19 protein-coding genes are annotated in these 25,145 nt (G+C 68.0%); 5 read left to right on the top strand and 14 right to left on the bottom strand.

Annotation, left to right across the window (positions count from 1 at the left end):
• The first annotated feature begins 139 nt into the window (after positions 1-139).
• On the top strand, positions 140-2,353 hold the full coding sequence (locus ACFVVK_RS08500; protein WP_390265918.1) for a catalase: 2,214 nt from the start codon (positions 140-142) through the stop codon (positions 2,351-2,353).
• 124 nt (positions 2,354-2,477) lie between these two features.
• Here the strand turns inward: ACFVVK_RS08500 and ACFVVK_RS08495 are convergent, their stop codons facing one another.
• The 10 genes from ACFVVK_RS08495 to ACFVVK_RS08450 all read right to left on the bottom strand — a co-directional run bounded on the left by ACFVVK_RS08495 (position 2,478) and on the right by ACFVVK_RS08450 (position 15,241).
• Positions 2,478-3,029 (bottom strand): mucin-associated surface protein, encoded by a 552-nt coding sequence (locus tag ACFVVK_RS08495; protein ID WP_390265916.1) that lies wholly within the window; start codon positions 3,027-3,029, stop codon positions 2,478-2,480.
• Positions 3,026-4,315, bottom strand: coding sequence for a serine/threonine-protein kinase (locus tag ACFVVK_RS08490; RefSeq protein ID WP_390265914.1), 1,290 nt, complete (start codon positions 4,313-4,315; stop codon positions 3,026-3,028). Before ACFVVK_RS08490 ends, ACFVVK_RS08495 begins: the two co-directional genes overlap by 4 nt.
• A gap of 505 nt (positions 4,316-4,820) precedes the next feature.
• A complete protein-coding gene (locus tag ACFVVK_RS08485; protein ID WP_390265912.1) occupies positions 4,821-6,176 on the bottom strand; it encodes a hypothetical protein in 1,356 nt (451 codons plus the stop codon).
• 138 nt (positions 6,177-6,314) lie between these two features.
• A complete protein-coding gene (locus ACFVVK_RS08480; protein WP_390265910.1) occupies positions 6,315-7,385 on the bottom strand; it encodes a Gfo/Idh/MocA family protein in 1,071 nt (356 codons plus the stop codon).
• Positions 7,386-7,509: 124 nt separating this feature from the next.
• Positions 7,510-8,211 carry an ABC transporter ATP-binding protein gene (locus ACFVVK_RS08475; RefSeq protein WP_390265908.1) on the bottom strand — a complete coding sequence of 234 codons (702 nt, stop codon included), beginning with the start codon at positions 8,209-8,211 and terminating at the stop codon, positions 7,510-7,512.
• 2 nt (positions 8,212-8,213) lie between these two features.
• Positions 8,214-9,632, bottom strand: coding sequence for an ABC transporter permease (locus ACFVVK_RS08470; protein ID WP_390265906.1), 1,419 nt, complete (start codon positions 9,630-9,632; stop codon positions 8,214-8,216).
• Positions 9,633-9,875: 243 nt separating this feature from the next.
• The gene (locus tag ACFVVK_RS08465; RefSeq protein WP_390265904.1) at positions 9,876-10,979 is read right to left on the bottom strand and encodes a substrate-binding domain-containing protein; all 1,104 of its coding nucleotides are present in this window, start codon (positions 10,977-10,979) and stop codon (positions 9,876-9,878) included.
• 65 nt (positions 10,980-11,044) lie between these two features.
• Positions 11,045-12,313 (bottom strand): multiple monosaccharide ABC transporter permease, encoded by a 1,269-nt coding sequence (mmsB, locus tag ACFVVK_RS08460; protein ID WP_390265902.1) that lies wholly within the window; start codon positions 12,311-12,313, stop codon positions 11,045-11,047.
• A 3-nt stretch (positions 12,314-12,316) separates the two neighbouring features.
• The gene (gene mmsA / locus ACFVVK_RS08455) at positions 12,317-13,921 is read right to left on the bottom strand and encodes a multiple monosaccharide ABC transporter ATP-binding protein (protein WP_390265900.1); all 1,605 of its coding nucleotides are present in this window, start codon (positions 13,919-13,921) and stop codon (positions 12,317-12,319) included.
• Between the two features lie 129 nt (positions 13,922-14,050).
• Positions 14,051-15,241: an ROK family transcriptional regulator gene (locus ACFVVK_RS08450; protein WP_390265898.1), complete on the bottom strand. Its 1,191-nt coding sequence runs from the start codon at positions 15,239-15,241 to the stop codon at positions 14,051-14,053.
• 240 nt (positions 15,242-15,481) lie between these two features.
• Here ACFVVK_RS08450 and ACFVVK_RS08445 point away from each other — a divergent pair, with 240 nt between their 5' ends.
• Positions 15,482-16,306, top strand: coding sequence for a nitrilase-related carbon-nitrogen hydrolase (locus ACFVVK_RS08445; RefSeq protein ID WP_390265896.1), 825 nt, complete (start codon positions 15,482-15,484; stop codon positions 16,304-16,306).
• Here the strand turns inward: ACFVVK_RS08445 and ACFVVK_RS08440 are convergent.
• Positions 16,285-18,090, bottom strand: a complete 1,806-nt coding sequence (locus ACFVVK_RS08440; RefSeq protein WP_390265894.1) for a PucR family transcriptional regulator — start codon at positions 18,088-18,090, stop codon at positions 16,285-16,287. The genes ACFVVK_RS08445 and ACFVVK_RS08440 overlap by 22 nt on opposite strands.
• A 111-nt stretch (positions 18,091-18,201) precedes the next feature.
• On the opposite strand from ACFVVK_RS08440, the gene ACFVVK_RS08435 reads away from it, so the two are divergent.
• Together ACFVVK_RS08435 and ACFVVK_RS08430 are read left to right on the top strand one after the other, a co-directional pair.
• Positions 18,202-19,737: an amino acid permease gene (locus tag ACFVVK_RS08435; RefSeq protein WP_390265892.1), complete on the top strand. Its 1,536-nt coding sequence runs from the start codon at positions 18,202-18,204 to the stop codon at positions 19,735-19,737.
• Positions 19,734-21,446 (top strand): flavin monoamine oxidase family protein, encoded by a 1,713-nt coding sequence (locus tag ACFVVK_RS08430; protein WP_390265891.1) that lies wholly within the window; start codon positions 19,734-19,736, stop codon positions 21,444-21,446. Before ACFVVK_RS08435 ends, ACFVVK_RS08430 begins: the two co-directional genes overlap by 4 nt.
• A 114-nt stretch (positions 21,447-21,560) precedes the next feature.
• Here the strand turns inward: ACFVVK_RS08430 and ACFVVK_RS08425 are convergent, their stop codons facing one another.
• The 3 genes from ACFVVK_RS08425 to purU form a co-directional block, all read right to left on the bottom strand.
• Positions 21,561-22,082 (bottom strand): gamma carbonic anhydrase family protein, encoded by a 522-nt coding sequence (locus tag ACFVVK_RS08425; RefSeq protein ID WP_390265889.1) that lies wholly within the window; start codon positions 22,080-22,082, stop codon positions 21,561-21,563.
• A gap of 73 nt (positions 22,083-22,155) precedes the next feature.
• On the bottom strand, positions 22,156-22,629 hold the full coding sequence (locus ACFVVK_RS08420; RefSeq protein WP_390265887.1) for a class I SAM-dependent methyltransferase: 474 nt from the start codon (positions 22,627-22,629) through the stop codon (positions 22,156-22,158).
• Between the two features lie 41 nt (positions 22,630-22,670).
• Positions 22,671-23,531 carry a formyltetrahydrofolate deformylase gene (gene purU / locus ACFVVK_RS08415; RefSeq protein ID WP_390265885.1) on the bottom strand — a complete coding sequence of 287 codons (861 nt, stop codon included), beginning with the start codon at positions 23,529-23,531 and terminating at the stop codon, positions 22,671-22,673.
• A gap of 313 nt (positions 23,532-23,844) precedes the next feature.
• Here purU and glyA point away from each other — a divergent pair, with 313 nt between their 5' ends.
• Positions 23,845-25,143, top strand: coding sequence for a serine hydroxymethyltransferase (glyA, locus tag ACFVVK_RS08410; RefSeq protein WP_390265883.1), 1,299 nt, complete (start codon positions 23,845-23,847; stop codon positions 25,141-25,143).
• Positions 25,144-25,145: the final 2 nt, after the last annotated feature.

The following is a 25,145-nucleotide window of genomic DNA, read 5'->3' as shown; positions in this document are numbered from 1 at the left end:
GTACCCGGGCGGTTGTGGACGACGGCGCCCCTCACTAGGGTGCTAAGTACGCTTAGTGTTTTTCGGACCGTCCGCCGCCTCCTGCGGCTGACCCGGGGGCCGGCGTGGCCAAGGCTGTACAACCATGAGGAGTCACCGCATGACATCTGAACGCGACATCATCATCCCCGGCGCCCCGACAACGGCGCCGGTTTCTGTGGGGGAACCCACCGCGCCTCATGACCCACTTCCGCCGAAGCCGGACCAGCAGGGACCGGAGGCGGTCTCGCCCACGGGCTCGCCGACCGGGGCGCCCGAGACCTCGCGCGCCCAGTCCGGGGCCCACCTCACAACCGCCCAGGGCCTGCGCCTCTCGGACACGGACCACTCGCTGAAGGCCGGCCGGCGGGGCCCGGTGCTCCTGCAGGACCACCACCTGCGGGAGAAGATCACCCATTTCGACCACGAACGCATCCCGGAGCGCGTGGTCCACGCCCGCGGCGCCGGGGCGCACGGCACTTTCCGCTCCTACGGTACGGCGGAGAACATCACACGGGCGGGCTTCCTGGCCAGGGACGTCGAGACGCCCGTGTTCGTGCGGTTTTCCACTGTGCTGGGCTCGCGCGGCTCTGCGGACACCGTCCGGGACACGCGCGGCTTCGCCACCAAGTTCTACACCGACGAAGGCACCTTTGATCTGGTAGGCAACAACATCCCGGTCTTCTTCATCCAGGACGGCATCAAGTTCCCGGACATCGTCCATGCCGCGAAACCGCACCCGGACCGCGAAATACCGCAGGCCCAGAGCGCCCACGACACGTTCTGGGACTTTGTCTCCCTGCACACCGAGGCCCAGGCCCACACCATGTGGAACATGTCCGACCGAGGGCTGCCCCGTTCCTACCGCACCATGGAGGGCTTCGGCGTGCACACCTTCCGGCTGGTGAACGCCGAGGGCGCCACATCGCTGATCAAGTTCCACTGGAAGCCGAAGCAGGGCGTCCACTCGCTGGTCTGGGAGGAGGCCCAGCTGATCAACGGCATGGACCCGGACTTCCACCGCCGGGACCTGGCCGACGCCATCGAAGCCGGGGCCTTCCCGCAGTGGGAGCTAGGCGTGCAGGTCTTTCCGGACACCGAGGAGGAGTTCTTCGAGGGGATCGATCTGCTGGATCCCACAAAGTTCGTCCCCGAGGAACTGGCCCCCGTGCAGCCGATCGGCCTCATGACGCTGACCGCCAACCCGGTGAACTTCTTCGCCGAAACCGAGCAGGTGGCCTTCCACCCCGGGCACCTGGTTCCGGGCATCGACGTCACCAACGATCCGCTCCTCCAGGTCCGCCTCTTCTCCTACATTGACACCCAGATCAGCCGGCTGGGCGGGCCCAACTTTGGCCAGCTGCCGATCAACCGGCCGCAGGCGCCCGTCAACGACGCGCTGCGGGACGGCATGCACCAGACGGCCGTCCACGGGGGAGTGGCGCCGTACCATCCGAATTCGCTCGACGGCGGCTGCCCTTTCCTGGCCGGGGCCGACGTCGGCGCATTCGTCGAGGTGCCCGAGGAACTGGCCGCCGCGGTGAAGGAACGCAAATCGCCGGCGTCGTTCGATGACCACTACAGCCAGGCGCGGCTCTTCTTCCGGAGTCTGACACCGGTGGAGCAGGACCACGTGATCCAGGCATACACGTTTGAACTGGGCAAATGCTACGAACAGAGCATCCGCGAGCGGCAGCTGGCCGCACTGGCCAACATCGACGCCGGTCTCTGCGCCGCCGTGGCGGCCGGTCTCGGCCTGCCGGCACCGGCCGCCACTGCGGAGGTGCCGGATGCCGCGCCCAGCCCGGCCCTGTCCCAGGTCGGCGGCACCTGGCCGGTGGCCGGGCGGGTGGTGGGCATCATCGCGGACGAGGGCAGCGACCTGGACCTCGTGCGGGCCGCCAGGACAGCGCTGGACGACGCCGGCATCGTGCCCTTGGTGATTGCCCCGGCCGGGGGAATGTTGGGCGAGGAGGGCAAGGCGATTCCGGTGCAGCGCACGTACGTCACGGCACGCTCGACCGAGTTCGACGCCGTGCTCATCGCCGGCTCGGGCGCGCCGGCCAAAGACGCCGAGCAGGGGCGCGATGCAAAGGCCGGGGAGCCCGGCGCCGCCCTCGATCCGCGGGTGGTGCTCATGCTCTCGGAGATGTTCCGCCATGGCAAGGCGATTGGCGGCTGCGGTGACGCCCTCACGTGCCTGGACGCGGCAAGCATCCCACAGGACGCCGCCGGAATCGCCAGGGGCGACCGCGCGGAGGACATCGTGGCACAACTGACCGGGCTCCTGGCTGCGCATCGGGCCTGGGAACGGTTCCCCGCCACGGGCGCCTAAGCGGCGGGGCCCGCCATCCGGCACGGCGCCGCCGTCCGGCACTAGGCGCCCGAGGGGTAGCGCCGGGACGAACACGAGCAGGAAGTCGGGGAGGGCCCTTCGGGGTCCTCCCCGACGCGCGTGCTCAACCCTTGCCCTTGCCCTTACCTTTGTCCTTTCCCTTGGCTTTGCCGGCGGCCGAAGCTTTCGCCGGCGCGGGAATGACGACGGCGGGTGCTGCCGGGGCGGGGGCGGCTGCCTTGGCCGCGGCCGCTTTCGCCGCCGCCTGGGCAGCTGCCTGGGCAGCCGCTTTTTCGGCGGCCGCCTTTTCCGCCGCGACGCGGGCAGTCTCGGCTGCCGCCTTCTGTGCGGCAAGGTCCGCCCGTACGGCGTCGATCGAGGACTTGATGCCCTGGTGGCGTTTGAAGGACACCTGGCCGCTTGTGGCGGCGGCGTCCAAGCGTGCCTGCAGCTCGTCGAGTAGCTTCAGGCAGCCCGCGGGGTCTTTTGCGGCAGCGGCCTCGCTGACGGCCAGGACTTGGGACTGCAGCTGTTTGGCCGTATCGCGGTCAAGCTCGGGTGGCGGGGAACTACAACCGGCCAAGCTGCCGGCGAGCAGGGCGGCCGCCAGCCCCCACGCCGGAAACCGGACGCCGAAGCCGGCCGTGGCGGTGCCGTCGACGCGGGCGGCCCTCACGGTTCCACGCTCTTCTGGAGTTCCTTCAGGTGCTCGCCGAGCTGCCCGGTGACGGTGGGGTAGGGGACGACGGCGGCGGGGGCTGCGGGCACGGCGACGGCGACGCCGAGGGCGGCAGCCCCTGTGAGGACGGTCAGCGCGGTGAGCACCACGGCGAGGCGGGTCCGTACGCTGGCCTGCCGGAACCAGGCGATCGCCCTGGACACCGACGGGCGGCGGAAGGCGCGGCTCCGGTCGTCCGGATCCCGGACCCGCGCGGCCGGCGTTCCCGGCCGATGACGGGAGCCCGAGCCGGCGCCGGGGATCCTCGGGGGTCTGGCCGGCCGGGCAGGCGCGGTGACTGCGGCAGAGAGGGCCGTTGGAACCACCGGGGCAGGAAGCACGCGGGTGTGCGCCTCGGTCACGGGGCCGGGGAGGGATTCGGGCGATATCAGGGCGTGGCGCAGTGCGGCCTCGACGTCGGCCGCCGCGGGCCGGTCCAGGGGGCTGGGCGCGGTCATGGCACGCAGGAGCCGGGCCCATTCGTCCGGGACGGCGTCCGGGATGTCGGGATCGCGGTGCAACCGGGCAACGGCGGACTCCACTGCGCTCCCGGGATACTCCACCTCACCTTTAAGGCATTCGAGCAGGACCAGGCCGAGGGAATAGACGTCACTCGAGGGGCCGAGGTCTTCGCCGCGGGCCTGTTCGGGGCTGAGGTAGGCGGCGGTGCCCACCATGGTGCCGGTTGCGGTGAGGCGGGTGCCATCGATGATCCGGGCGATTCCAAAGTCAGTGAGCTTGGGCCGGAGCGGCTCGCCGGGCCGGACCGGAATAAGCAGGATGTTGGCGGGTTTGACGTCCCGGTGGATGATTCCGAGCGCATGGACATAGGCGAGGGCATCGGCGATCCCCGCGCCGACGACGGCCACCTCACCCAGGGACAGCGGGCTGTGGCGGATCCGCGTGCGCAGGTCCTGGCCGTCTACCAGTTCCATGGTCAAGAAGGGCCGCGGTTCATCGGCAATCCGGGTGTCTATCCCGGCATCGAACAGTGTCACGAGTCCGGGATGGTTCAGGGTGGACAGCAGTTCGATCTCGGCCTCCTGACGGCGGAGTTCGTCAGGATCGGCCGACTGCGGCGCGAAAAGTTTGAGCGCGACGTCCCGGCCCAGGTTCAGATCCTTGGCAGTGTAGACCGAAGCCATGCCGCCACGGCCGATCACTTCACCGAGCTGATAGCGGCCGCCCAAGGGCTGCTCCGTGATACTGCCGGGCGAACTGTCCACGATGTCCCCGTATTCCATTTCTGTGCGCCAAGGTAGCCCACCTAAAGAATGATACGGGCCGGTAACCTGCACGCTGTCACGTCCGACCATTGCCGGACGTGACAAACGTGCAGACGGACCGCAGTGTTTGCCACTCCTCCTCAGGGACCCTCCGACTCAGCGAGCGCGGGCCGTTCGGTCCCCCAGCGGACCCAACGGCCTCGCTCCGGCGGTGGCAGGACCTCGACGGGAGCGGTGGCATGCCTTACGGCGGCCTGGGCCCGCAACCGGGGCGCGGACGGGCACCGGAACGCTCCGGCCGAGCGAGGACGAGCCGTCCCTTGCACTCCGGCGCAGAGGGTGACCAGGTTGCTGGTGGTGGGGTTGGAACTGGTGATGCTGAAGGAATCAGCGCGTTGTCATTTGGGGTGCCGGAAACCCGGCGGCGGACGGTCGAGGCCATGGGGAGATCTCCTGGGTGACTGGTAACGGGCGGCCGAGGCAGCCCGACGGGCAGTGCTCTGTGGAGGCAGAGACGGCCCGACTAGTCAGGAGAAGAACCGGGGTCAGCGCAAATGGCGTTGTACTCGGGCAGAAGCGGACCGCCGATACGGTCGGCCCCACCTGCGGGGACGATGAAATGCAGGTACGGCACCCACGCGGCAGTCCCGGCAGGACCGTTGCCCGAGTGCCCGCTGCCGGACCCGGAGCCCGGAGCGCTCGGGAACGCGTCCGGTGCGGGCAGGCCTGTGCCGCCGTGCCAGGGACTTGGACCAGGGGCGGCGGGCGCGGGCGGCGGTTCGGGCGTGCCGGCAGGGAGTTGCGCTGGTGGGACGGCGGCAGCCCGGGCGGAGGGCGCGGCGGCTTCCGCCCCCGGGAGTCTGGCATAGAGAATCCGGGCAGCAGGGGAAGCGTTGGCCCCGAACGTGCTGGCCACTGCGGGACCAGCTGTCTGAGTACGCTCCGCCTCAGCACCGGCGGGCTGCACACGGGCGGCAGCGGGTGTCGCCGGTTCCGCCGGCCTTGTCTTACCGCTGTCGGTTGGCTTGGCTGGGTTTGCTGCCGGTACCGGTGTGGCGTCGTCCGGTGGAACTGCCCCCGGGCTGTCCGGTAACGGTGCGGCGGGGTCACCGGGCAGCGGTGCAGACGGATGCGGAACCGGGGGGACCACCACCGGCTGGACCGCGCCCGTGTCCGGCGGCGGTGTGGTGTCCGGTGTTCCGGCGCCCGGTGCCGCGGGGTCGCCCGGGGGCGGCGCGGTGGGGACGGGAACGGCCGGATCGGGAACGGGATCGACCACTGGAACATCCGGACCGGGAACAGCCGGGTCGGGCGCCGGGACACCCTGGTCGGCAGCAGCCGGGTCCCCAACGGGCACGGCAGGCTCCGCTACCGGTCCGGCTGCGGGCGGAGTGGCCTCTGCGGCGGGCAGCGGTGTATCGGATGCCGCCGGAGCGGAGACAGGGGGCGCAGGATCAGTGGCAGGCGGCCGCGCGTCCGGACCCTGAACGGCAGGGTCCACGGCAACCTGGGCAGCATCGGCGGGCTCATTTGCCACGGGTTCGTCGGCGGGGTGGGCTGTGTCGCGGTCACTGGCCGAAGGAGCAAGGGACGGAACGGCGCCAGCCGCCCACGTGGCCGCCGGAGCCGGCCCGGCGTCGAGGACCGCCTGGGCGCCGTCGAGGGCGGGGACGGGGACGGGGAAGTCGTCATCGGCGCAGCCGGCGGGCGCTGACAACTCGCCGTCGTCGGCCGGTCCCTGGCCGGGACAGCCGTCATCCGCTTGGGCGGCAGTGCAGGAAAGCGTCAACCACGCGGCGCCGGCGACGGCAGTTAACAGGACACGCCGCAGAGGGCGGAGGTTGCGGTCCGCACGGGAGGGCGACACTGCAGGATCCATGCGCACCCCCACTCCCGGACGACTGGACAGTTGCCTACAGGGTAAGTCGCCCCCAACAGGCGAGTCCAGAGAAGGGCGGAAACCGTACGCATTCCGAGACCATTCAGTACCCGCTGTTCTAGGGCCCGAGGGAGGTGGTCAGGGGGCGTCGTTCGGGTAGGTCACTCCAAGTTGCGCGCGTACCCCGTCAAAGAGCCGCATGGTGTCCAGGGAGTCCTCCAGCGGCATGACCGGGCTCTCGGTCAGTCCCTGCTGGATGCACCGCGTCACCTCGCGGAGCTCATAGCTGTAGCCGCGTCCGACCACCGTGAACTGCTCGCTGCGGGGCTCGTCGAAGCCGATCCTGACCAGTAGCTCCTTGGGGTTGTTGATGGAGCCAGAGGCCTGCAGGAAACCCTTGTTGCCCGCGACGGTCGCCGTGCGCGGTCCGTGGGCCAGCAACGACGAGGTCAGTTGGGCCTGGGCGCCATGGTGGTAACCCAGGGTCAGGGCGTTCTGGGCGTCCACGCCGTCGTCGTTGAGCCAGCCGGTCGCGCTGACTGTCTGGGGAAATCCCAGGGTGCCCAGGGCCCAGAGCAGCGGGTAGACGGTCAGGTCCAGCAGGGCGCCGCCGCCGTCCCTCGGCGCCCAGAGCCGTGAGGTAGGGGAGTAGGGGGCCGGGAAGCCTAGATCCGCGCCAATCCATTTGACGTCGCCGATTTCGCCCGAGGCGGCGATCTCGAAAGCCCGCTGCATGCTCGGGAGGAAGCGGCTCCACATCGCCTCCATCAGGAACAGTCCGTTGTCCCGGGCGGCGGAAACAAGTTCCGTTGCCTCCCGTGCGTTGACGGTCAGGGCCTTCTCGCACAGCACGTGCTTGCCTGCCTTGAGGGCGGCGAGGGCGATTTCGTAGTGGTGCGCGTGTGGCGTGGCGACGTAGACGACGTCGACGGCGTCGTTGGCGAGCAGCCGGGCGTAGCCGGTCACGCCATCCTGGTCGCCATAGGCGCGGGCGAAGCCGTAGTCGGCCGCGAACGCATCCGCCGCCGCCTGGGTTCTGGAGCTGACGGCATAGAGTTCGGCGTCCGCCAGGAGTTCAAGGTCGCGGGTGACGGCGGCAGCGATGCCGCCGGTCGCGATGACCCCCCAGCGGAGCCGGGCGCCGGTGGCGGTGCGGGGATCCTGGTCGGTCTGGCTGAAGAGCCACGGCTTGGCGATGGGGGCAGTCATGCAGCCATCCTCTCACTGAGCTGCGGGAGGGTTGGGGTTTTGGGGGCAGGAGCTGCGGGAGGATCGAAATAGAGAGCCGCCCGCAGCTCCTGAAGGGGCAGCCGTGCTGCCCCGGCCGCCGCGGCTACGCGCGTGCGCCCGCAGCCGCCCTGGCTGTTTCCTCCGTCAGCCGCCCCTGCTGGAGCCGGAAGCGCCGGTCGGTCTTCTGCGCCAGGGCACGGTCATGGGTGACCACGAGGATGGTGGTGTTGTGGTCCCTGCTGAGCGCGCTGAGCAGTTCGATGATGTGATCGCCGGTCTGCTCGTCCAGGTTGCCGGTGGGCTCATCGGCCAGGATCAGCTTGGGCTCGTTGGCCAGTGCCCGGGCAATCGCCACCCGCTGCTGCTCGCCGCCGGAGAGCCGGTTGATGCGCCGCACGTGCTTGTCCGGGTCCAGCTGGACCTGTTCGAGCAGTTGCCGGGCACGCTCCAGCCGGGCACCCCTGCGTAATCCGGCAAATTCCATCGGCAGCATCACGTTGTCCGCGGCCGAGAGGTTCGGGATCAGGTTGAACTGCTGAAACACGAATCCGATGTCCCGGCGCCGGTAGTGGGTCAGCTTCGCGTCCGGCATGCTCGCCAGGCTCACGCCGTTGACCACCACATCGCCGCTCGTGGGCTTGTCCAGGGCGCCGAGCAGGGAGAGCAGGGTGCTCTTGCCGCTGCCGCTCTTGCCGACGATCGAGGCCAGCGTGCCCTGTTCGAGTTCGAAACTGACGTCATTGACGGGCTTGATGGTCCGGTCACCGGTTTTGAAGGTGCGGACCAGGTTCTTGACTTCAATCATGGCTATTCTCCTCGGAGGACTTCGATGGGACGGATGCGTGCCGTGAGCAGCGAGGGAACGAGCGCCCCGATGATGGCGACGCCGAACACCGCGGCGATGCCGGTGGCGATAACCCCGGGGGAGGCGCTCGCTGTCACGGAGGTCAGCAGCTGGCTGGCCCCGCCGAACGGGCCGCCCTGGCCGCCGGGGAAGCCGCCGGGGCCGCGCTGGCCGGTAGCCGCCGTCGTACTGCTGGAGCTGATGAGGGCGCTGGCTATCCCGCCGCTGGCAAAGGAAGCGACGGCGGCGCCCACCACGCTGCCCAGGGCCACCAGGACTAGGGCCTCGAGCACGAACTGCAGGCCGATGGTGCGGTTAGGGGCACCGATGGCCTTCAGGACGCCGATCTCGCGGCGGCGTTCCCGGACCAGCATGACCATGATCAGGAGGATGATCAGGCCGGCGGTGGCGAGGGCCGCAGCGAAGGCGACGAAGGAAATGTTCTTGACGCTGTCCAGCGAGCTGACGGCGGTCTGCAGGTTCCGCTGGCCCTGGGTGACGTCCGCCTTGTCGGAGCCGAGCGCCGTCGTGAGGGCTGTCTTGGCGGTGTCGACGTTTTCCATGCTGTTGACGGTGACGATCATGGTGGACAGCTCGCCGGGGAGGGCGGCAAGGGTCTGGGCGGTCGGAAGGGTCAGGTAGAGGGCGTTGTTGCCAAAGGCCGTGCCCGCGTCGAAGAGGCCCTTGACGGTGAAGTTCTTGTCCCCGATGGTGAAGGTCGAGCCGATTTTTAGACCGTTCTTCTCGGCCAGCGTGGTGCCGAGCAGGGCGCCGGTGGATTCCGCCGCGTAGTCGCCCAGGCCGGTTCCCTGCGTCAGTACCAGCGCCTTGCCGGTGGAGTCCACCTCGGCGCCGATGCCGGTCGCGGCAACGGGCAGCGAGAAGGACGGGGCGGCCTGCCCTGTACCAGTGGCGCCAGTGGTGCCGGTGGTGCCGGTGGCTGCCTGGTTGCGGTTGCCGAGCGTTCCGGCGTCGACGGCGGCGGTGAGGCTCGTGGTCACGGTGGTGGCTGATTGGCCGCCCGGGCCGCCTCCTGGGCCGGCCTGACCCGATGCGGATTGGGCAGCGGCCTCAGTGGCCTTGCGCAGGCGCAGTGCCTTGGTGCCAACCACGCTCGTGACGTTGGGGACGGCCGCTGCGGTGGCCGCCTGCGTGGCGGTCAGCGGCTCGCCGCCGCCCTCGAAACCCTGGCCCCCGGCCGGGTTCACGGTCAGGACCGTGCCAACGGAGGCGTTCAGCTCGGCGACCTTGCCGGCGACGGCCTGGTTGGCCACGAGCATGGCCAGGGCAAGTCCGATGGCTACGGCCAGCACGGCCACCACGGCGGCGGTCCTGACCTTGTTTCGAAAGGCGTTGCCTACACTCCGGGCAAGAACGCTCACGGTACTCCTAATTTTTCTTGGGTGTCTTTTGCCGGGCGGAATGCCCGGCGGCTGCTCCCACAGTGGTACGGGCTGCTGTGTGCATCTCCCGGTGAAGCTATGGTTCCGCTGTGAGGCGCCCGCCCCGGCGTCGCAAACCCGGTATGTTAGCGCCGGCAACGCAAAAGCCCCGGCCCTCCCTTGCGGGGAGAACCGGGGCTCTGCTGCCTGGCTGGCGCTGGCGTGGCGCGCGACGGGCGGGAACTACTGCTTGGTGATCGGGCCGAGTACCGGGTCGTTGACGTAGGCCGTGTGGACGTTGTCCTTGGTCACGATGACCGGCTTCAGCAGGTATGCCGGAACAACCTTGACCGAGTTGTTGTAGGACTTGTCGTCGTTGATCTCAGGCGTCTTGCCGGCCTGGATGTCGTTGACCATGGTGATCGCGTGCTCAACGAGCGCGTTGGTGTCCTTGTTGATGGTGGAGTACTGCTCGCCCGCCATGATGGACTTAACCGACTCAACCTCGGAGTCCTGGCCCGTGACAATCGGGATCGGCTTGCCGGCGGCCTTGACGGAGGTGATGATGGCGCGGGCCAGGGTGTCGTTCGGGGACAGCACGCCGTCAAGCGGGGCGGAGCCGTAGGTTCCGGCGAGCAGGGTATCCATGCGCTTCTGGGCGTTCTCTGCCTTCCAGCCCTGGGTAACGGCCTGTTCGAAGCTCGTCTGGCCGGAGAGGACCTTCAGGGTGCCGTCATCGATCTTCGGCTTCAGGACGCTCATGGCGCCGTCGAAGAAGACCTTCGCGTTGGCGTCATCGGGGGAGCCGGCGAAGAGTTCGATGTTGTACGGGCCGGAGGGCTTCTTGCCCTTCATGCCGTCCAGCAGCGCCTGGCCCTGGAGTTCGCCGACCTTGAAGTTGTCGTAGGCCACGTAGTAATCAACGTTCGGGGTGTTCAGGAGCAGACGGTCGTAGGCGATGATCGTGGCGCCGGCGTCCTTGGCCTGCTTGAGCTGGGTGCCCAGCTGCGCGCCGTCGATGGCGCCGACGATGATGACCTTGTCGCCCTTGGTGATCATGGCGCTGATCTGGTTCTGCTGGTCCGACACGCCGCCGTTGGCGAACTGCACGTCCGGCTTGTAGCCGGCCTTGGTGAGGCCGTCGTTGAACAGCTGCTCCGCCAGAACCCAGTTTTCCGAGGTCTTCTGGGGGAGCGCGACGCCGATCGAGGAGCCCTTCGGGAAGGCCTCGCCTCCGGAGGAAGATCCGCTGGACGTTCCGGAGTCGGAACGGCCGCAGGCTGTCAGCGCCAGTGCCGCAATGGCAGCGATTGCTGCCGCCTTTCCTGCTGTACCAATCATTCGCATTGCTTGGTTCTCTTTCTTTTGGTGGTGTGCGGAGAATTGTGGGATTCGGGAACCGGGATAGTGGATCAGATTCCCCTTGAGATGACCTCTTTGGTTTGAGTGGTCTCGTCGGCCTTGATCTCGCTGCTGCGGCCGAAGTTCTTCATCAGCATGCCGATGACGGACCTCTTGCCCGCGGACTTGTTGTAGACGTCGAATGCGACAGCGATCAGGAGGACCAGGCCCTTGATCATCTGGGTGAGGTCGGCGCCGACGCCGAGTAGCTGCAGGCCGTTGTTCAGCACGGCCATGACCAGGCCGCCGATGATCGAACCGATCACGGTGCCCACACCGCCGGTGACCGCGGCGCCGCCGATGAACACGGCCGCAATGGCGTCCAGTTCCCAGCCGACGCCGTCGAACGGGCCCGAGGCGGTGGAGCGGCCGACGAAGATCATGCCGGCCAGGCCGGCGAGGATAGACATGTTCATCATCACCAGGAAGTTGACCTTCTTGGACTGGACGCCGGAGAGCTCAGCGGCATGCCGGTTCCCGCCGACGGCGTAGATGTGCCGGCCGATGACGGTCTTGGCGGAGATGAAACCATAGATCAGGATCAGGACGGCCAGAATAAGGCCCGGGATCGGGAAGGACGTGCCCGGCCGGCCGGTGGCGAACAGGTAGGTCGCGTAGAGGATGGCGCCGCAGACCAGGACCAGTTTGAGGACCATGACCCAGGTCTCCGGGACCTCGGCGCCGAGGGCCTTGGCGTTGCGGCGTGAGCGGATTTCGCTGTAGATCACGTACGCGACGGCGGCGAGGCCCAGCAGCAGGGTGAGGTTGTTGTACCCGGTCTGCGGGCCTACCTCGGGAAGGTAGCCGGACCCGATGTACTGGAAATCCGTCGGGACGGGGATGGTGTTCGACTTGCCGACGAACTGGTTGGCGCCACGGAAGATCAGCATGCCGGACAGCGTCACGATGAACGCGGGTATGCCGACATAGGCCACCCAGAAGCCGTGCCAGGCCCCGATGGCGACGCCCAGCAGCAGCCCGAGCAGGACACCGACGTACCAGGGCAGTCCCCAGTCGCGGATGAAGAGGGCCACGCAGACGCCCACGAAGGCCGCGACGGAACCCACGGAAAGGTCGATGTGTCCGGCGATGATCACCAGCACCATGCCGATGGCCAGGATCAGAATGTAGGAGTTGCCGTTGAAGAGGTTGATGACATTGCCCGATGTGAGCGTGCGGCCCTCCGTGAAAATCTCGAAGAACACGATCAGCGCCACCAGGGCGAAGATCATGCCGAATTGGCGGGTGTTGCCGCCAAAGAGCTTCTTGAGCGCGTTCATTGTTCAGTCCTTGTTTCCGGGTAGTTCGGCTAGTTCTGGATTCCCAGAGGGTGAGGCGGTCTTGCGGGCGGACGTCATGAGCTTCATCAGGTTTTCCTGGCTGGCTTCGTCCTTGTTCAGCACGCCGGTGATGGCGCCTTCGAAAATCGTGTAGATCCGGTCCGAGAGGCCCAGCAGTTCGGGCAGCTCAGAGGAAATGACGATCACTGCCTTGCCCTGGTTGGCCAGCCGCTGGATGATGCCGTAGATCTCGTACTTCGCGCCGACGTCGATTCCGCGGGTGGGTTCATCCAGGATCAGCACGTCCGGGTCGGTGAACATCCACTTCGCCAGTACGACTTTCTGCTGGTTGCCGCCGGAGAGCTTCGCGACGCCTTCCTCGACCGAGGGCGTCTTGGTCCGCAGCGACTTCCGGTACTCCTCGGCGACGGCATATTCCTTGTTGGCGTCCACCACGAAGTGCTTGGTGATCTTGCGCAGGTTGGCCGAGACCGTGGTGGCCTTGATGTCATCCAGCAGGTTCAGGCCCAGGGACTTTCGGTCCTCAGTGACGTACCCCAGCCCGGCGTCGATCGCCTGGCGGACGTTGCGCAGCTGCAGTTCCTTGCCCTCTTTGTAGATATGGCCGGAGATGAAGCGGCCGTAAGAGCGCCCGAACACCGACCGTGCCAGCTCGGTGCGGCCGGCGCCCATCAGCCCGGCGAACCCGACGATCTCGCCGCTGCGGACGAAGAACGAGGAGTTCTTGCACACCAGGCGGTCCTGGATCTGCGGGTGGCCGACGTTCCAGTCCTTCACCTCGAAGAGCACCTCGCCGATCTTCGGCTCGTGGTCCGGGAACCGGGATTCGAGTGTCCGGCCCACCATGCCCTTGATGATCCGGTCCTCGTCGACGCCGTCTTCCTTCACATTGAGGGTCTCGATCGATTTGCCGTCGCGGATGATCGTGATTTCGTCGGCGATCTGTTCGATCTCGTTGAGCTTGTGCGAAATGATGATCGAGGTGATGCCGCGGCCCTTCAGGCCCAGCATGAGGTCCAGCAGGTGCTGGGAATCGGACTCGTTCAGCGCCGCCGTGGGCTCGTCCAGGATCAGGAGCTTGACCGACTTATTGAGGGCCTTGGCAATCTCGACGAGCTGCTGCTTGCCGACGCCGATCTCCTTGATCGGAGTGTCCGGGTCCTCCCGCAGCCCCACCCGGGCCAGCAGCTCGGTGGTCCGGGTGCGGGCCTCGGCCCAGTCGATCACGCCGCGCTTGGTGGGCTCGTTGCCGAGGAAGATGTTCTCCGTGATGGACAGTTCGGGAATGAGCGCCAGTTCCTGGTGGATGATCACGATCCCGGCGTGCTCGCTGGCCCGGATGTCCTTGAACTGCTGGATCTCGTTCTGGTAAACGATGTCCCCGGCGTACGTGCCGTAGGGGTAGACGCCTGAGAGCACCTTCATCAGGGTGGACTTCCCGGCGCCGTTCTCACCGCAGATGGCGTGGATTTCACCGGCCTTCACGCGCAGGTTCACATCGGCCAATGCTTTAACGCCGGGGAATTCTTTGGTGATGGAGCGCATCTCGAGGATTACGGGATCGCTGTGCGTGTTGAGGGACGTCATCTGCCCTTACGCCTCCAATGCATGACTTCGTTGTCCGCCCCTGCAAACCGCAGGGCCGTCTGATGGAAAAGTAAACTAGCTCACGCCATTGTCGTCAAGTCTTTAACGCAACGGCCCGATAACAAATGCTCAGTTCCGCCGGATGCCGGCGTGCTGGAACACCAGTGCGGTGGCCCCGAGGGCTTCGGCCCGGTCGCCCAGGGAGGACATCGTGAGGGTGGTCGACTCGCCGATCACCGGGACGGCGTGGCGGATAAGGCCGCGCCGGATGGGGCCCAGGAGCAGCTCGCCGAGATCTGCCAGCGGGCCGCCCACCACGATCACTTTCGGATTGATCAGGTTCGCCACGTTGCCCAAAGCGCGCCCGACGGCGAGGCCGGCGTCGTCCACTACGCGCAGGGTCGCCGAGTCCCGTTCCAGCGCCTTGCGGACGATGTCCCCGGGCGAGAGCGGCCGGTCCTCGCCGCGGCCCAGAAGTTCGATCATGGTGGTGGTGGAGGCGATGGTTTCCAGGCATCCCCGGTTCCCGCAGCGGCAGATGAGCCCGTGCTCGTGGATGGTGGCATGGCCGATCTCGCCGGTGATGCCGACGTTGCCGTAGTACGGGACGCCGTTGAGGATCAGCCCCGCGCCGATGCCCGAACCGATCTTGAGGAACATCAAGTTGTCGATCCCGCTGTGCGGCCCCCACGTGACTTCGGAGAGGGCGCCCAGATTGGCGTCATTGTCAACGAATACGGGCAGGTCAAGCGCTTCCTCGAGGCTCTTGAGGATGTTGATGCCCACCCATTCGGGCAGGATCGCGCCCTGCGCCACCGTTCCCGTGCGCCGGTCGATGGGGCCGGGAATCCCGACGCCGGCACCCACCAGGGCGCTGCGCTCCACACCGCTGTCCGCGAGCAGCCGGTCCAGCACCCCGACGGCGGCCTGGATGCCCTCCTCGGCGCGGTGGCCCAGGGGAAGCAGGACGGAGTCCTCGGCGACCACGTGATAACTGAGCGAGGCAAGCACGACGCGCAGGTGCCGCCGGCCGAAGTCGATGCCGACGGCGACGGCTCCGTTGCTGTTGAGCCGGACGTTCAGGGCGCGCCGCCCGGAGCTGGTGGTCGGCTCGGTCGAGGCCAACCCGGCCTCCTGCATGATCCGGACGATATTGGAGACCGTGGCTGTGGAGAGCCCGGTCTGGCGGGCCAGCTCCGCCTGGGTGGAAGGGCCCGTCAGGAGACATTCAATGATCCGCTGCTGGTTCAGATGCCGGAGGGCGGACTGCGATCCGGGGTTTTTGGTTCGGCTCCTCGTTGAGCTCGTTGGTGAGGGCATGCAATGAAGCGTGACTCATCCGCGGCTTGTAGTCAAGAAGTTAACGCATTGGTAACGGCCAGTCCGGTTTTCAGGACGCGCGGCTGCTTAACTCCAGGTCCTCAGCATCCGTGGGGCGTTCTGCCCTGTTCCTTGTCTGGCGGGGAGGAATTGCACCGCATGGTGCGCCCGGGCGCGGCTACGCTGGAAGCAGAGAGTCCGCAGCGCTCCTGCGGACTACCGGCGAGTCGTGAGGTGGTAATGGTGCTGCTGGCCCTGATGCAGGCGAACGCCCGCGTGCTTGATGTTGAAGCCAACTGTGCCGCGGTGGAGGAAGGGGCGCGCCAGGCGGGCGACGCGGGAGCGCAGCTACTCCTGACGCCGGAGCTTTTCCCCGTTGGCTATGCCCCACGCCGGCTGAGGTCCACCTTCGATCCCGGCACGCTGCCTGCGCTCCGGCAGACACTGGCCAGCATCGCGCGGCGCAACAGCATTGGCTTGGTCTACAGCCTCCCCGCCGTGACGCCTGCGGGAGAATGGCGCATCTCTGCCACACTGGTTGACGCGTCCGGCGACGAACTGCTCAGTTATGAGAAGGTGCACCTGTTCGGCCCCGACGAACGCGCAGCATTTGCGCCGGCCGCGGCCGCCCCCGGCGTGGTGGAATTCCAAGGGCTCAAGACCGCCCTCGTCATTTGCTACGACATCGAGTTTCCCGAGTCAGCACGGGCCGCAGCCGTGCGCGGCGCCGAACTGCTGCTGGTGCCGACGGCACTCGCCGGCGGGTTCGAGGCTGTGCCCCAGGTACTGGTCCGGGCCAGGGCGCTGGAGAACCAGCTGACGGTTGCGTATGCCAACCACACCGGCAGGGAGGAAGGCTACGACTTCCGCGGCGGCAGCATCATTGCCGGCGCGGAAGGCACGGTTTTGGCCGCCGGCGGTACCGGGGCGGAACTGCTCTTTGCCGAACTGGGGCGGACCGCGGACGCCGGCGCGGAGGCGACGGACAGGGCGTCCGCTGCCGATGACGCCGTGGACTACCTGCGTGACAGCCGCCCGGACATCTACCGTTCCTGGGGCATCTGACCGGCGGGAGCTGCGACCGCCGGTGATGCGACGGCCGCCCCAGCTCCGGGCAACCCCGCCGCCGCCGCGCCTGGCGTGCCAGGACCGCCCTGATCGTCCCGGGTGATGTACTGGAGCGCGATCCACAACTCCGCGCGGGCCTGAGCCTGGTTGAGGTCCATGCCAAGCAGTTCAGCGACGACGCCGACCTGCCGGCGGACGCTGTTGCGATGCAGCCCGCTGGCCTTTGCCGTCGCGTCCCAGCTGCCGTTCGCACCAAGCCACGCCCGCAGGATCCCCAGCAGGGTATCGCGGCGTTCCGGCTCGAGGGCGAGCAGGGGCGCCAGCAGGCGGTCCGCCAGCATGGTGCCGGCCTCAGAGCCCAGCAGGCCCGCCACGGACCAGGTGATGTCCTCGGCCCGGACGCTCCGGCGGCTCGTCAGCACACGGTTGCGCAGCGAGGAGGCGAGCTGGTAGGCGTCCGCCAGGGAAGCGAACTCGGTGTCGCTGCCGATCACGAGGCGCCAGCCGAGCCGCTCCACCTCGGCGAGCAGGGTGTCGTCGATTTTCAGGCGGGTGATGGCGGCAAAGCCGTAGTCGGTGTGCTCCACCAGCTTCGTGTCGAACAGCCTGCGCCATTCGAGCAGCTCCCGCACGGGGCCGTCGCCCGCTCGCCGCGGTCCGGCGGCCGCCCGGTCGCTGCCCGTTGCGGCGTCCACCCGGACGCCCTGGATGACGCGCAGCTGGCCGGACCGGGTGGAGGAGACGCTCTGTGCCAGGAGGTCCTTCAACCCGTTGACCTGCCGAGCAGTTCCCGACGCCACACTCTCCGGATGCAGCAACAGCGCCGTGGCCAGCTGGCTGGGTGCCAATGAACCGCTGGTGCGCTGGCGGACCAGCAACTCCAGTAGCCCGACGGCGGTGGAAACCACGCTGTTCTGGGCCGGGGTGAGCGGAGCGTCGGTGCCGAGGACAAGGCCGCCGAGATTGGCGTCCCGGGTGCTGCGCAGGGGATACCCGAAGACCAGCGCCGAGCCGTCTGCGTCGAAGGAATCCGTCTCCACCCGGGGGCCGCTGCCGGAAAGCAGCCGGGCCAGCAGAGGCTGCAAAGCGGCGGCGTCAACTCCTGGCACGGCGCCGGCGGCAGTGCCGGCGCCGGGCGCGCCGGGGGAAGCGGCCGAGCCCCGGGCGCGGACCCGCCCGTCGGCTCCGACCAGCACGGCCCAGACCGGCACGCGCTGCACCAGGGCCGCGAGGAGTTCGTGTTCGGGCCGCGCGGACAAGACCGCCCGCATGAGCTGCCGGTTAGTGTCGGCCAGTTGGCGGAATGTCTTGGCGTTGTCCGACTCGAGGAGCCGGGAGAACTCGAGCCCCAGCGCGGCGAACGGGATACTCCCCGGGATCGAGACCAAGGTCAGGTTGTGCTCCCGACAGGCCCGGACCACAGCGGCCGGCACGGCCTCGAAGTAGGGCTCCAGGCCAAAGCCGAGGGCGCCCACACGGGCCTCAACCAGGCGCCGCACATAGGCGTCCACCGTCGCTTCGCTGCCACCATCGCCCACGAACGGCAGGCCTGCCGTGAGCAGGAACTCCCCGTCGAGCAGGTAGGGCGTCGGATCGTCCAGCTCGCTGGGCTCTACCCAGCGCAGGCGCTCGTCGCCGTTGCCGCCGTCGTGCATGACACCGAGCGCCGGCAGTTGGCGCAGGAACTGCGCCAGTGTGACGAAACCAAACCGCTCGGAGTCCTCAGCGGCCACGCCGGCGGCCCCCGTCCCGCCGCACCGGACGCGCGGCCCGCAGTGCATTAAGTCTCATGACGGAAGGCTACAGGTTTTTTTGCACAAGGGTGAGAAGTAGCTCACATGCCTAGTGTGGTCAGGGGAAACCGACCACTACTGAAGATAAGGACGTCAACGATGACTGTGCCAACTCTGATCGGGGAACGCCCGCCGGCCGCCGCCGGCCGTCCCGGAATCACCGCCCAGCTTCTGCGCCGCAAGCCGATCGGGCAGCTGGTCAGCGAAGCCGAAACCGGGCACGGCGGCACTCGGCTGGTCCGCAGCTTCGGCGTGCTGCAGCTGACCATGATCAGCGTCGGCGCCACGCTGGGCACCGGTATCCTGGTCATCCTGGGCGAATCCGTGCCCCTCGCCGGCCCGGCCATCTGGATCTCCTTTGCCATTGCCGGGCTCGCGGCACTGCTGTCCGCCGTCTCCTATGCGGAGATGGCCGGCCTGGTGCCCGCCGCCGGATCCAGCTACTCCTACACCTACGCCACCATGGGCGAGGGAATGGCCTGGATCTGCGGCTGGTGCCTGGTGCTCGAATACGCCGTCTCGGTGGCAGCCGTGGCGGTCGGCGCGGGCCAGTACGTCAACGAGGCCCTGGCGGTCTTCGGCCTAGGACTCCCCGACGCCATCTCGCAACCGCCGGGAGCGGGCGGAGTGCTGAACGTGCCGGCAATGGTAATTGTCACCCTGGCCATGGTGCTGTTGGTCCGCGGCGCCAAGGAGAGCGCCTGGATCAACACGGGGATCGTCCTGGTCAAGGTCTGCATCCTGTTGTTCTTCTGCGCCGTGGCCTTCACCGCCTTCAACGGCGGACACTTCCAACCGCTCATGCCGATGGGCGCCGCCGGCGTCTCAGCCGCAGCCTCCCGGGTGTTCTTCTCGTACATCGGCTTCGATGCCGCCTCCACCGCCGGCGAGGAAGCCCGCAACCCGAAGCGCGACCTCCCGCGGGCCATCCTGCTCTCGATGCTGATCGTCACCAGCATCTACGTGCTCGTGTCCGTCGCTGCCATCGGCGCACGCCCCTGGGGCTGGTTCGACGGCACAGAAGCGGCCCTCGTGAAGATCCTCGAGGAAATCACCGGCCAGCCATGGGTCGGCGTCGTGTTCGCAGTCGGTGCCGTGCTGGCCATCGCCAGCATCGTGCTGACCGTCCTCTACGGGCAGACCCGGATCCTGCTGTCGATGTCGCGCGACGGCCTGGTGCCCAAGGTCTTCAGCCGGGTCTCGGCCCGGACCGGCACGCCGGTTGCCGGAACCTTGATCGTGGGCACCGCTGTCGCACTGACCGCCGGCCTGGTGCCGCTCGGCGCCCTCGCGGACGCGACCAGCATCGGCACCCTGTTCGCGTTCGCCCTGGTCAACCTGGCTGTGATCTACCTGCGCCGGAGCCGTCCGGGGCTCACGCGCAGCTTCCGCGTCCCGCTCTTTCCGCTGACGCCGCTTCTCGGGGCCCTCATGTGCGCCTACCTCATGGCCAACCTCGGCGCCGAGACCTGGGCGGTCTTCGGCGTCTGGATGCTGGTCGGCCTGGCCGCCTACTTCGGCTACGGCCGCAGGAACTCCAGGCTGGCCGCTCTGAGCCGCGAGGAATACCGTGAGCTATCAAGCCGCCCCGCAAACACCACCACAACCGAGAAAATGAAGGCTGAAATTTCATGACGACCGCCACCGAACTGCCGGCCCCAGAACCGGCCGCCGCCCGTGCCGGCACCCGTCCGGCCGAGGCGCCCATCACCATGCTGAATCCGGATTTCCCGTTCAGCTACGACCACTACCTGGCCCACCCCGACGGACTGGGGTCGGTGCCGCCCGAACTGCACGGGACGGAGGTAGCGGTCGTCGGCGCCGGCCTGTCCGGGCTGGTGACCGCCTACGAACTCATGAAGCTGGGCCTGCGGCCTGTGGTCTACGAGGCCGACAGGATCGGCGGCCGGCTGAGGACCACCAGCTTCCCGTCCGCACCCGGCATCGTGGCAGACCTTGGCGGCATGCGGTTCCCGGTCTCCGGCAAGGCCTTCTACCACTACGTGGACTTGCTCGGGCTGCAGACCTGTGAATTTCCCAATCCGCTGGCGCCGGCCACCTCCAGCACCGTGATCGAGCTTGCGGGCCGGAAGTACTACGCGGAGACGGCGGCGGACCTGCCACCGTTCTTCCTGGAGGTGGCGGAGGCCTGGAAGGCGGCTGTGAACGGCGGCGCCCGGTTCGCCGAGATGCAGGCGGCCATCCGTGACCGTGACACCGCGCGGATCAAGGAACTGTGGAACGCGCTGCTCCCGGAGCTCGACGAGCAAACCTTCTACGGCTTCATCGCCGGCAGCGACTCCTTCAAGGAGGCCGGCTTCGCCCACCGCGAAGCGTTCGGGCAGGTGGGGTTCGGCACCGGCGGCTGGGACACCGACTTCCCCAACTCCATCCTCGAAATCCTCCGGGTCGTCTACACCGACGCCGACGACCAGCACCGGTTCATCGCCGGCGGCGCCCAGCGGCTCCCCGAGGCGCTCTGGGAGCACGCGCCGTCGGGCATCGCCCACTGGCCGGACGGCACGTCCCTCGCGTCCCTGCACGGAGGTGCCCCGCGGGGCGCCGTGGACCGCATCGCCCGCGACGGCGCCGGTGACTTCCGGATCCGCGAACGGTGGGGACGTGAGTCCGCCTACCCCGCGGTGGTGACCACGTGCCAGTCCTGGCTGCTGTCCACGCGGATCCACACCGAGGAGTCGCTGTTTCCCGCCGAGCTGTGGACAGCGGTCGAACGCTCCCACTACATGCAGTCCTCGAAGACCTTCGTCATGGTCGACCGGCCGTTCTGGAAGGACACCGACCCGGAAACGGGCCGGGAGGTCCTTTCCATGACCCTGACCGACCGGCTGAACCGGGCCACCTACCTGCTGGACAACGGCCCGGACCAGCCCGCAGTGATCCTGCTGTCCTATACGTGGAACGATGACGCACTGAAGTGGCTGGCGCTCGACGCGGAAGAACGGGTGCGGCTCATGCTTCACTCCTTGGAGCAGATCTATCCCGGCGTCGACATTGCCGGCCACATTGTGGGCCAGCCGATCACGGTCTCTTGGGAGGCCGACCCCAACTTCATGGGCGCCTTCAAAGCCAACCTGCCGGGACACTACCGCTACCAGCAGCGGCTCTTCACCCACTTCAAGCAGGACGGGCTGCCCGCCGAACAGCGCGGCATCTTCCTGGCCGGAGACGACGTGTCCTTTACTGCAGGCTGGGCCGAAGGCGCCGTCACCACGGGCCTCAACGCGGTCTGGGGCGTGCTTAACCACCTCGGCGGTAGGACGTCTGCAACAAACCCAGGACCGGGCGAATTGCTGGACGCCATTGGCCCGATCGCCTTGGACTGATGCATCGGAACGATCGCCGACACGCAAACACGCTCGCGATGCGCAACAGCCCCGGGGACGGCCGAATTGCGGGGCTCCCAGGGCTCTTGTGCGTCGTGAGAGCGGAAGCGCGTCCTAGCCGGCGTGGAGTTCCCGGTGCGCGCGTGCCAGTTCCTGGTAGTGCGCGGCGTTGTGCTGGACGCCCGCGAACTCTTCGTCGCTGAGCTCGCGCCGGACCTTGGCCGGAACTCCGGCGACGAGCGAGCGGGGCGGGATGACCGTGCCCTCCAGCACCACGGCGCCCGCCGCGATGAGCGAGCCGGCGCCGATCACTGCCCCGTTGAGGATGGTGGCACTCATGCCGATCAGGCAGTCGTCCTCGACGGTGCAGCCGTGCACGACGGCGCTGTGGCCCACGCTGACCCGCGCGCCGACGCTGCACGGGAAACCGGGGTCGGCGTGCAGCACCACGTTGTCCTGTAGATTGCTGCCGGCGCCCACCGTGATGGCGGCCGTGTCGGCGCGGACGGAGACGCCGTAGAAGGCGCTCGAGCCTTCGGCCAGGGTGGCGTTGCCGATCACCGAGGCCGTGGGGGCGATGAAGGCGGAGTCATGGACGGCCGGGCTCGTGCCGGCGAATGCGTAAAGGGGAGCCATGCCTTCAGCCTAGAACACGCCGCCCCCACCCCACCGGCTAGCGCTTAGTTGGGTGGACGCGGGCCTGGTGGTGTCAGGCGGGGGAGCGGAGGACGGTGAAACGGTCGCCCTGGCTGTCGCCCCCGCTGTCGCCCCCGCTGTCGTCCCGGTTGTCGTCCCGGTTGTCGCCCCCGCCGCGCGGGTCGGGTACGGGAAGCACGACGGCGATCGGGGCGCCGGGTTCCGCCACCCGGCCAAGTTCCCGGACGACGTCGTCCCACTGCTCCGGCGGCAGGCCGGACAACGCGTCCACGGCCCAGACCGAGGAAAACGCGGCGTCCGCGAACGGCAGCGACTCCGGGCCCGCCACGCTGGCCTCCAGCCCGCGTGCCCGGGCGGCGCGGATACTCTCCTCGGACATGTCCACGCCGGTGAAATGGATGCCGGACTGCACGAAATGCAGCCCATCGACGCCCGCGCCGCAGTCGAGCCCCAGCACTCCGTGCCGCCCCTCGGACTTCAACAGGGACACGAATGACTCGAGCCGGTCCCTCCGAATGGATTCCATGGCTCTAGTCAATGTCGGGATTCAGTTAAAAACAACCGGAATCAGTTAAAAACAACCGTCCGGTTGCCGTCGAGCAGGACGCGGTGCTCGGCATGCCACTGCACCGCCTGGGCCAGGGTGCGGCCCTCCACGTCGCGGCCCATCTGGACGAACTGCTCGGCGGTGCGCCGGTGGTCCACCCGGATGACTTCCTGTTCGATGATGGGTCCCTCATCCAGGGCCGCGGTGACGTAGTGCGCCGTGGCGCCGATGAGCTTCACGCCGCGGGCATGCGCCTGGTGGTAGGGCTTGGCGCCCTTGAAGGACGGCAGGAACGAGTGGTGGATGTTGATGGCCTTGCCCGTCAGTTCGCTGCACAGATCGTCGGAAATGATCTGCATGTACCGCGCCAGGACGGTGAGCTCAATGTCGTGTTCCTTCATCAGCGCCCGGAGCGCGTCCTCGGCCTGGAACTTGGTGTCCGCCGTGACCGGGATGTGGTGGAACGGGATGCCGTAGAACTCCGCCAGGCCTTCAAGGTCACGGTGGTTGGACACGATGGCCGGAATGTCGATCGGCAGGGTGCCGGAGCGCTGCAGGAACAGCAGGTCGTTCAGGCAGTGGGCCGAGGTGCTGGCCATCAGCAGGGTGCGGATCTTGCGCCCGGCCGGGTTGAGGCTCCACTGCATCCCGAATGCCTGCGCCACGGGCTCCAGCGCCGCCTGCAGCTCCGCCAGGGGAGCCGTGGTCGTCGCCTCCACCCGCATGAAGAAGGTGCCGGTGCCCTGGCTGCCGTATTGCTGGGAGTCCGTAATATTGCAGCCCGCCACGAGCAGGGCGCCGGCGACGGCGTGCACGATGCCCGGCCGGTCGGGACAGGACAACGTAAGGATGTAGGAGGAGGTGGGAAACTCGTTAGTCACGGACAACAGCCTACCCGCGCTTCAGGGGCAGTTTTGCAAGGGTTTTGGTAGTGTTAACCCCGTCGCAACTGGCGTTGGATGGCTAACCATCAGGGAGCGGCACTCACGAAGACCACGGATCGTACGCCTGGGCCGAGGGTCATGTCTTACCGGTTGGCAGCACCACCGCTGCCGGCCCGTTTGTTGGCACCCGCGCAGGTGCCTTCCGCCGCTGTCGCGGCCCGCCGTCAAGGGGGCCGTAACCAAGGGGCGGTGGAACGGGCATGCCGGTAGCCTGACCAATAGCCGTTCCCGTGCCTACCAGGAGTTCCTCGTGACTACTACCACCGCCACCTCAGCCGCCGTGAGCAACCAGCCGCTGGCCGAACTCGACCCTGAAATCGCCGCCGTCCTGGCCCAGGAACTTGGCCGCCAGCGCGGCACCCTGGAGATGATCGCCTCCGAAAACTTCGCCCCGCGCGCGGTCATGGAAGCCCAGGGCTCCGTCCTGACCAACAAATACGCCGAAGGCTACCCGGGACGCCGCTACTACGGCGGCTGCGAATACGTCGACGTCGCCGAGCAGCTCGCCATCGACCGCGTCAAGGAGCTCTTCGGCGCCGAATACGCCAACGTCCAGCCGCACTCCGGCGCGCAGGCCAACGCCGCGGCCCTGCACGCCATGATCACCCCGGGGGACAAGATCCTGGGCCTCTCCCTGGCCCACGGCGGCCACCTCACCCACGGCATGAAGCTGAACTTCTCCGGCAAGCTTTACAACGTGGCCGCCTACCAGGTCGAGGAAGACAACTTCCGCATCGACATGGACAAGCTGCGCGAGCAGGCCATCGCCGAAAAGCCCCAGGTCATCATCGCCGGCTGGTCCGCGTACCCGCGCCACCTCGACTTCGCCGCATTCCGGTCGATCGCCGATGAGGTCGGCGCGCTGCTCTGGACCGACATGGCGCACTTCGCCGGCCTCGTCGCCGCCGGACTGCACCCGAGCCCGGTCCCGCACTCCGACGTCGTCACCTCCACCGTGCACAAGACGCTGTCCGGCCCGCGCTCCGGCGTCATCCTGGCGAAGCAGGAATGGGCCAAGAAGCTCAACTCCGCCGTCTTCCCCGGCCAGCAGGGCGGCCCGCTCATGCACGTGATCGCCGCGAAGGCGGTGGCCTTCAAGATCGCCGGCACCGAGGAATTCAAGGAGCGCCAGGAACGCGTGCTGGAGGGTGCCAAGATCATCGCCGAACGCCTCGGCCAGGCCGACGTCGCCGACGCCGGCGTCTCGGTCCTGACCGGCGGCACCGACGTGCACCTGGTGCTGGTGGACCTGCGAAACTCCCAGCTGGACGGCCAGCAGGCCGAGGACCTCCTGCACTCCGTGGGCATCACCGTGAACCGCAACGCGGTGCCGTTCGACCCGCGCCCGCCGATGGTCACCTCCGGCCTGCGCATCGGCACCCCTGCCCTGGCCACCCGCGGATTCGGCGCCGAGGAGTTCTCCGAAGTGGCGGACATTATCGCCGCCGCCCTGAAGTCCGGCGCGGCCACGGATGTGGAAGCCCTGCAGGCCCGCGTGGACAAGCTCGCCGCCGACTTCCCGCTGTACCCGCAGCACGAGCAGTGGTAGGC

This window comes from Arthrobacter sp. NPDC058192 (assembly GCF_042883665.1).
Taxonomy (GTDB): Bacteria; Actinomycetota; Actinomycetes; order Actinomycetales; family Micrococcaceae; genus Arthrobacter.
The sequence above is the reverse complement of the archived record's forward strand: the minus strand, read 5'-3'. Positions and strand labels throughout refer to the sequence as shown.

What these genes read in the sequence shown, in the direction of transcription:
- ACFVVK_RS08500 (WP_390265918.1), top strand. Translation starts at nt 140, where the DNA reads ATGACATCTGAACGCGACATCATCATCCCCGGCGCCCCGACAACGGCG.
- ACFVVK_RS08490 (WP_390265914.1), bottom strand. Translation starts at nt 4,315, where the DNA reads ATGGAATACGGGGACATCGTGGACAGTTCGCCCGGCAGTATCACGGAG.
- ACFVVK_RS08485 (WP_390265912.1), bottom strand. Translation starts at nt 6,176, where the DNA reads ATGGATCCTGCAGTGTCGCCCTCCCGTGCGGACCGCAACCTCCGCCCT.
- ACFVVK_RS08480 (WP_390265910.1), bottom strand. Translation starts at nt 7,385, where the DNA reads ATGACTGCCCCCATCGCCAAGCCGTGGCTCTTCAGCCAGACCGACCAG.
- ACFVVK_RS08475 (WP_390265908.1), bottom strand. Translation starts at nt 8,211, where the DNA reads ATGATTGAAGTCAAGAACCTGGTCCGCACCTTCAAAACCGGTGACCGG.
- ACFVVK_RS08465 (WP_390265904.1), bottom strand. Translation starts at nt 10,979, where the DNA reads ATGCGAATGATTGGTACAGCAGGAAAGGCGGCAGCAATCGCTGCCATT.
- mmsB (WP_390265902.1), bottom strand. Translation starts at nt 12,313, where the DNA reads ATGAACGCGCTCAAGAAGCTCTTTGGCGGCAACACCCGCCAATTCGGC.
- mmsA (WP_390265900.1), bottom strand. Translation starts at nt 13,921, where the DNA reads ATGACGTCCCTCAACACGCACAGCGATCCCGTAATCCTCGAGATGCGC.
- ACFVVK_RS08450 (WP_390265898.1), bottom strand. Translation starts at nt 15,241, where the DNA reads ATGCCCTCACCAACGAGCTCAACGAGGAGCCGAACCAAAAACCCCGGA.
- ACFVVK_RS08445 (WP_390265896.1), top strand. Translation starts at nt 15,482, where the DNA reads ATGGTGCTGCTGGCCCTGATGCAGGCGAACGCCCGCGTGCTTGATGTT.
- ACFVVK_RS08440 (WP_390265894.1), bottom strand. Translation starts at nt 18,090, where the DNA reads ATGCACTGCGGGCCGCGCGTCCGGTGCGGCGGGACGGGGGCCGCCGGC.
- ACFVVK_RS08435 (WP_390265892.1), top strand. Translation starts at nt 18,202, where the DNA reads ATGACTGTGCCAACTCTGATCGGGGAACGCCCGCCGGCCGCCGCCGGC.
- ACFVVK_RS08430 (WP_390265891.1), top strand. Translation starts at nt 19,734, where the DNA reads ATGACGACCGCCACCGAACTGCCGGCCCCAGAACCGGCCGCCGCCCGT.
- ACFVVK_RS08425 (WP_390265889.1), bottom strand. Translation starts at nt 22,082, where the DNA reads ATGGCTCCCCTTTACGCATTCGCCGGCACGAGCCCGGCCGTCCATGAC.
- ACFVVK_RS08420 (WP_390265887.1), bottom strand. Translation starts at nt 22,629, where the DNA reads ATGGAATCCATTCGGAGGGACCGGCTCGAGTCATTCGTGTCCCTGTTG.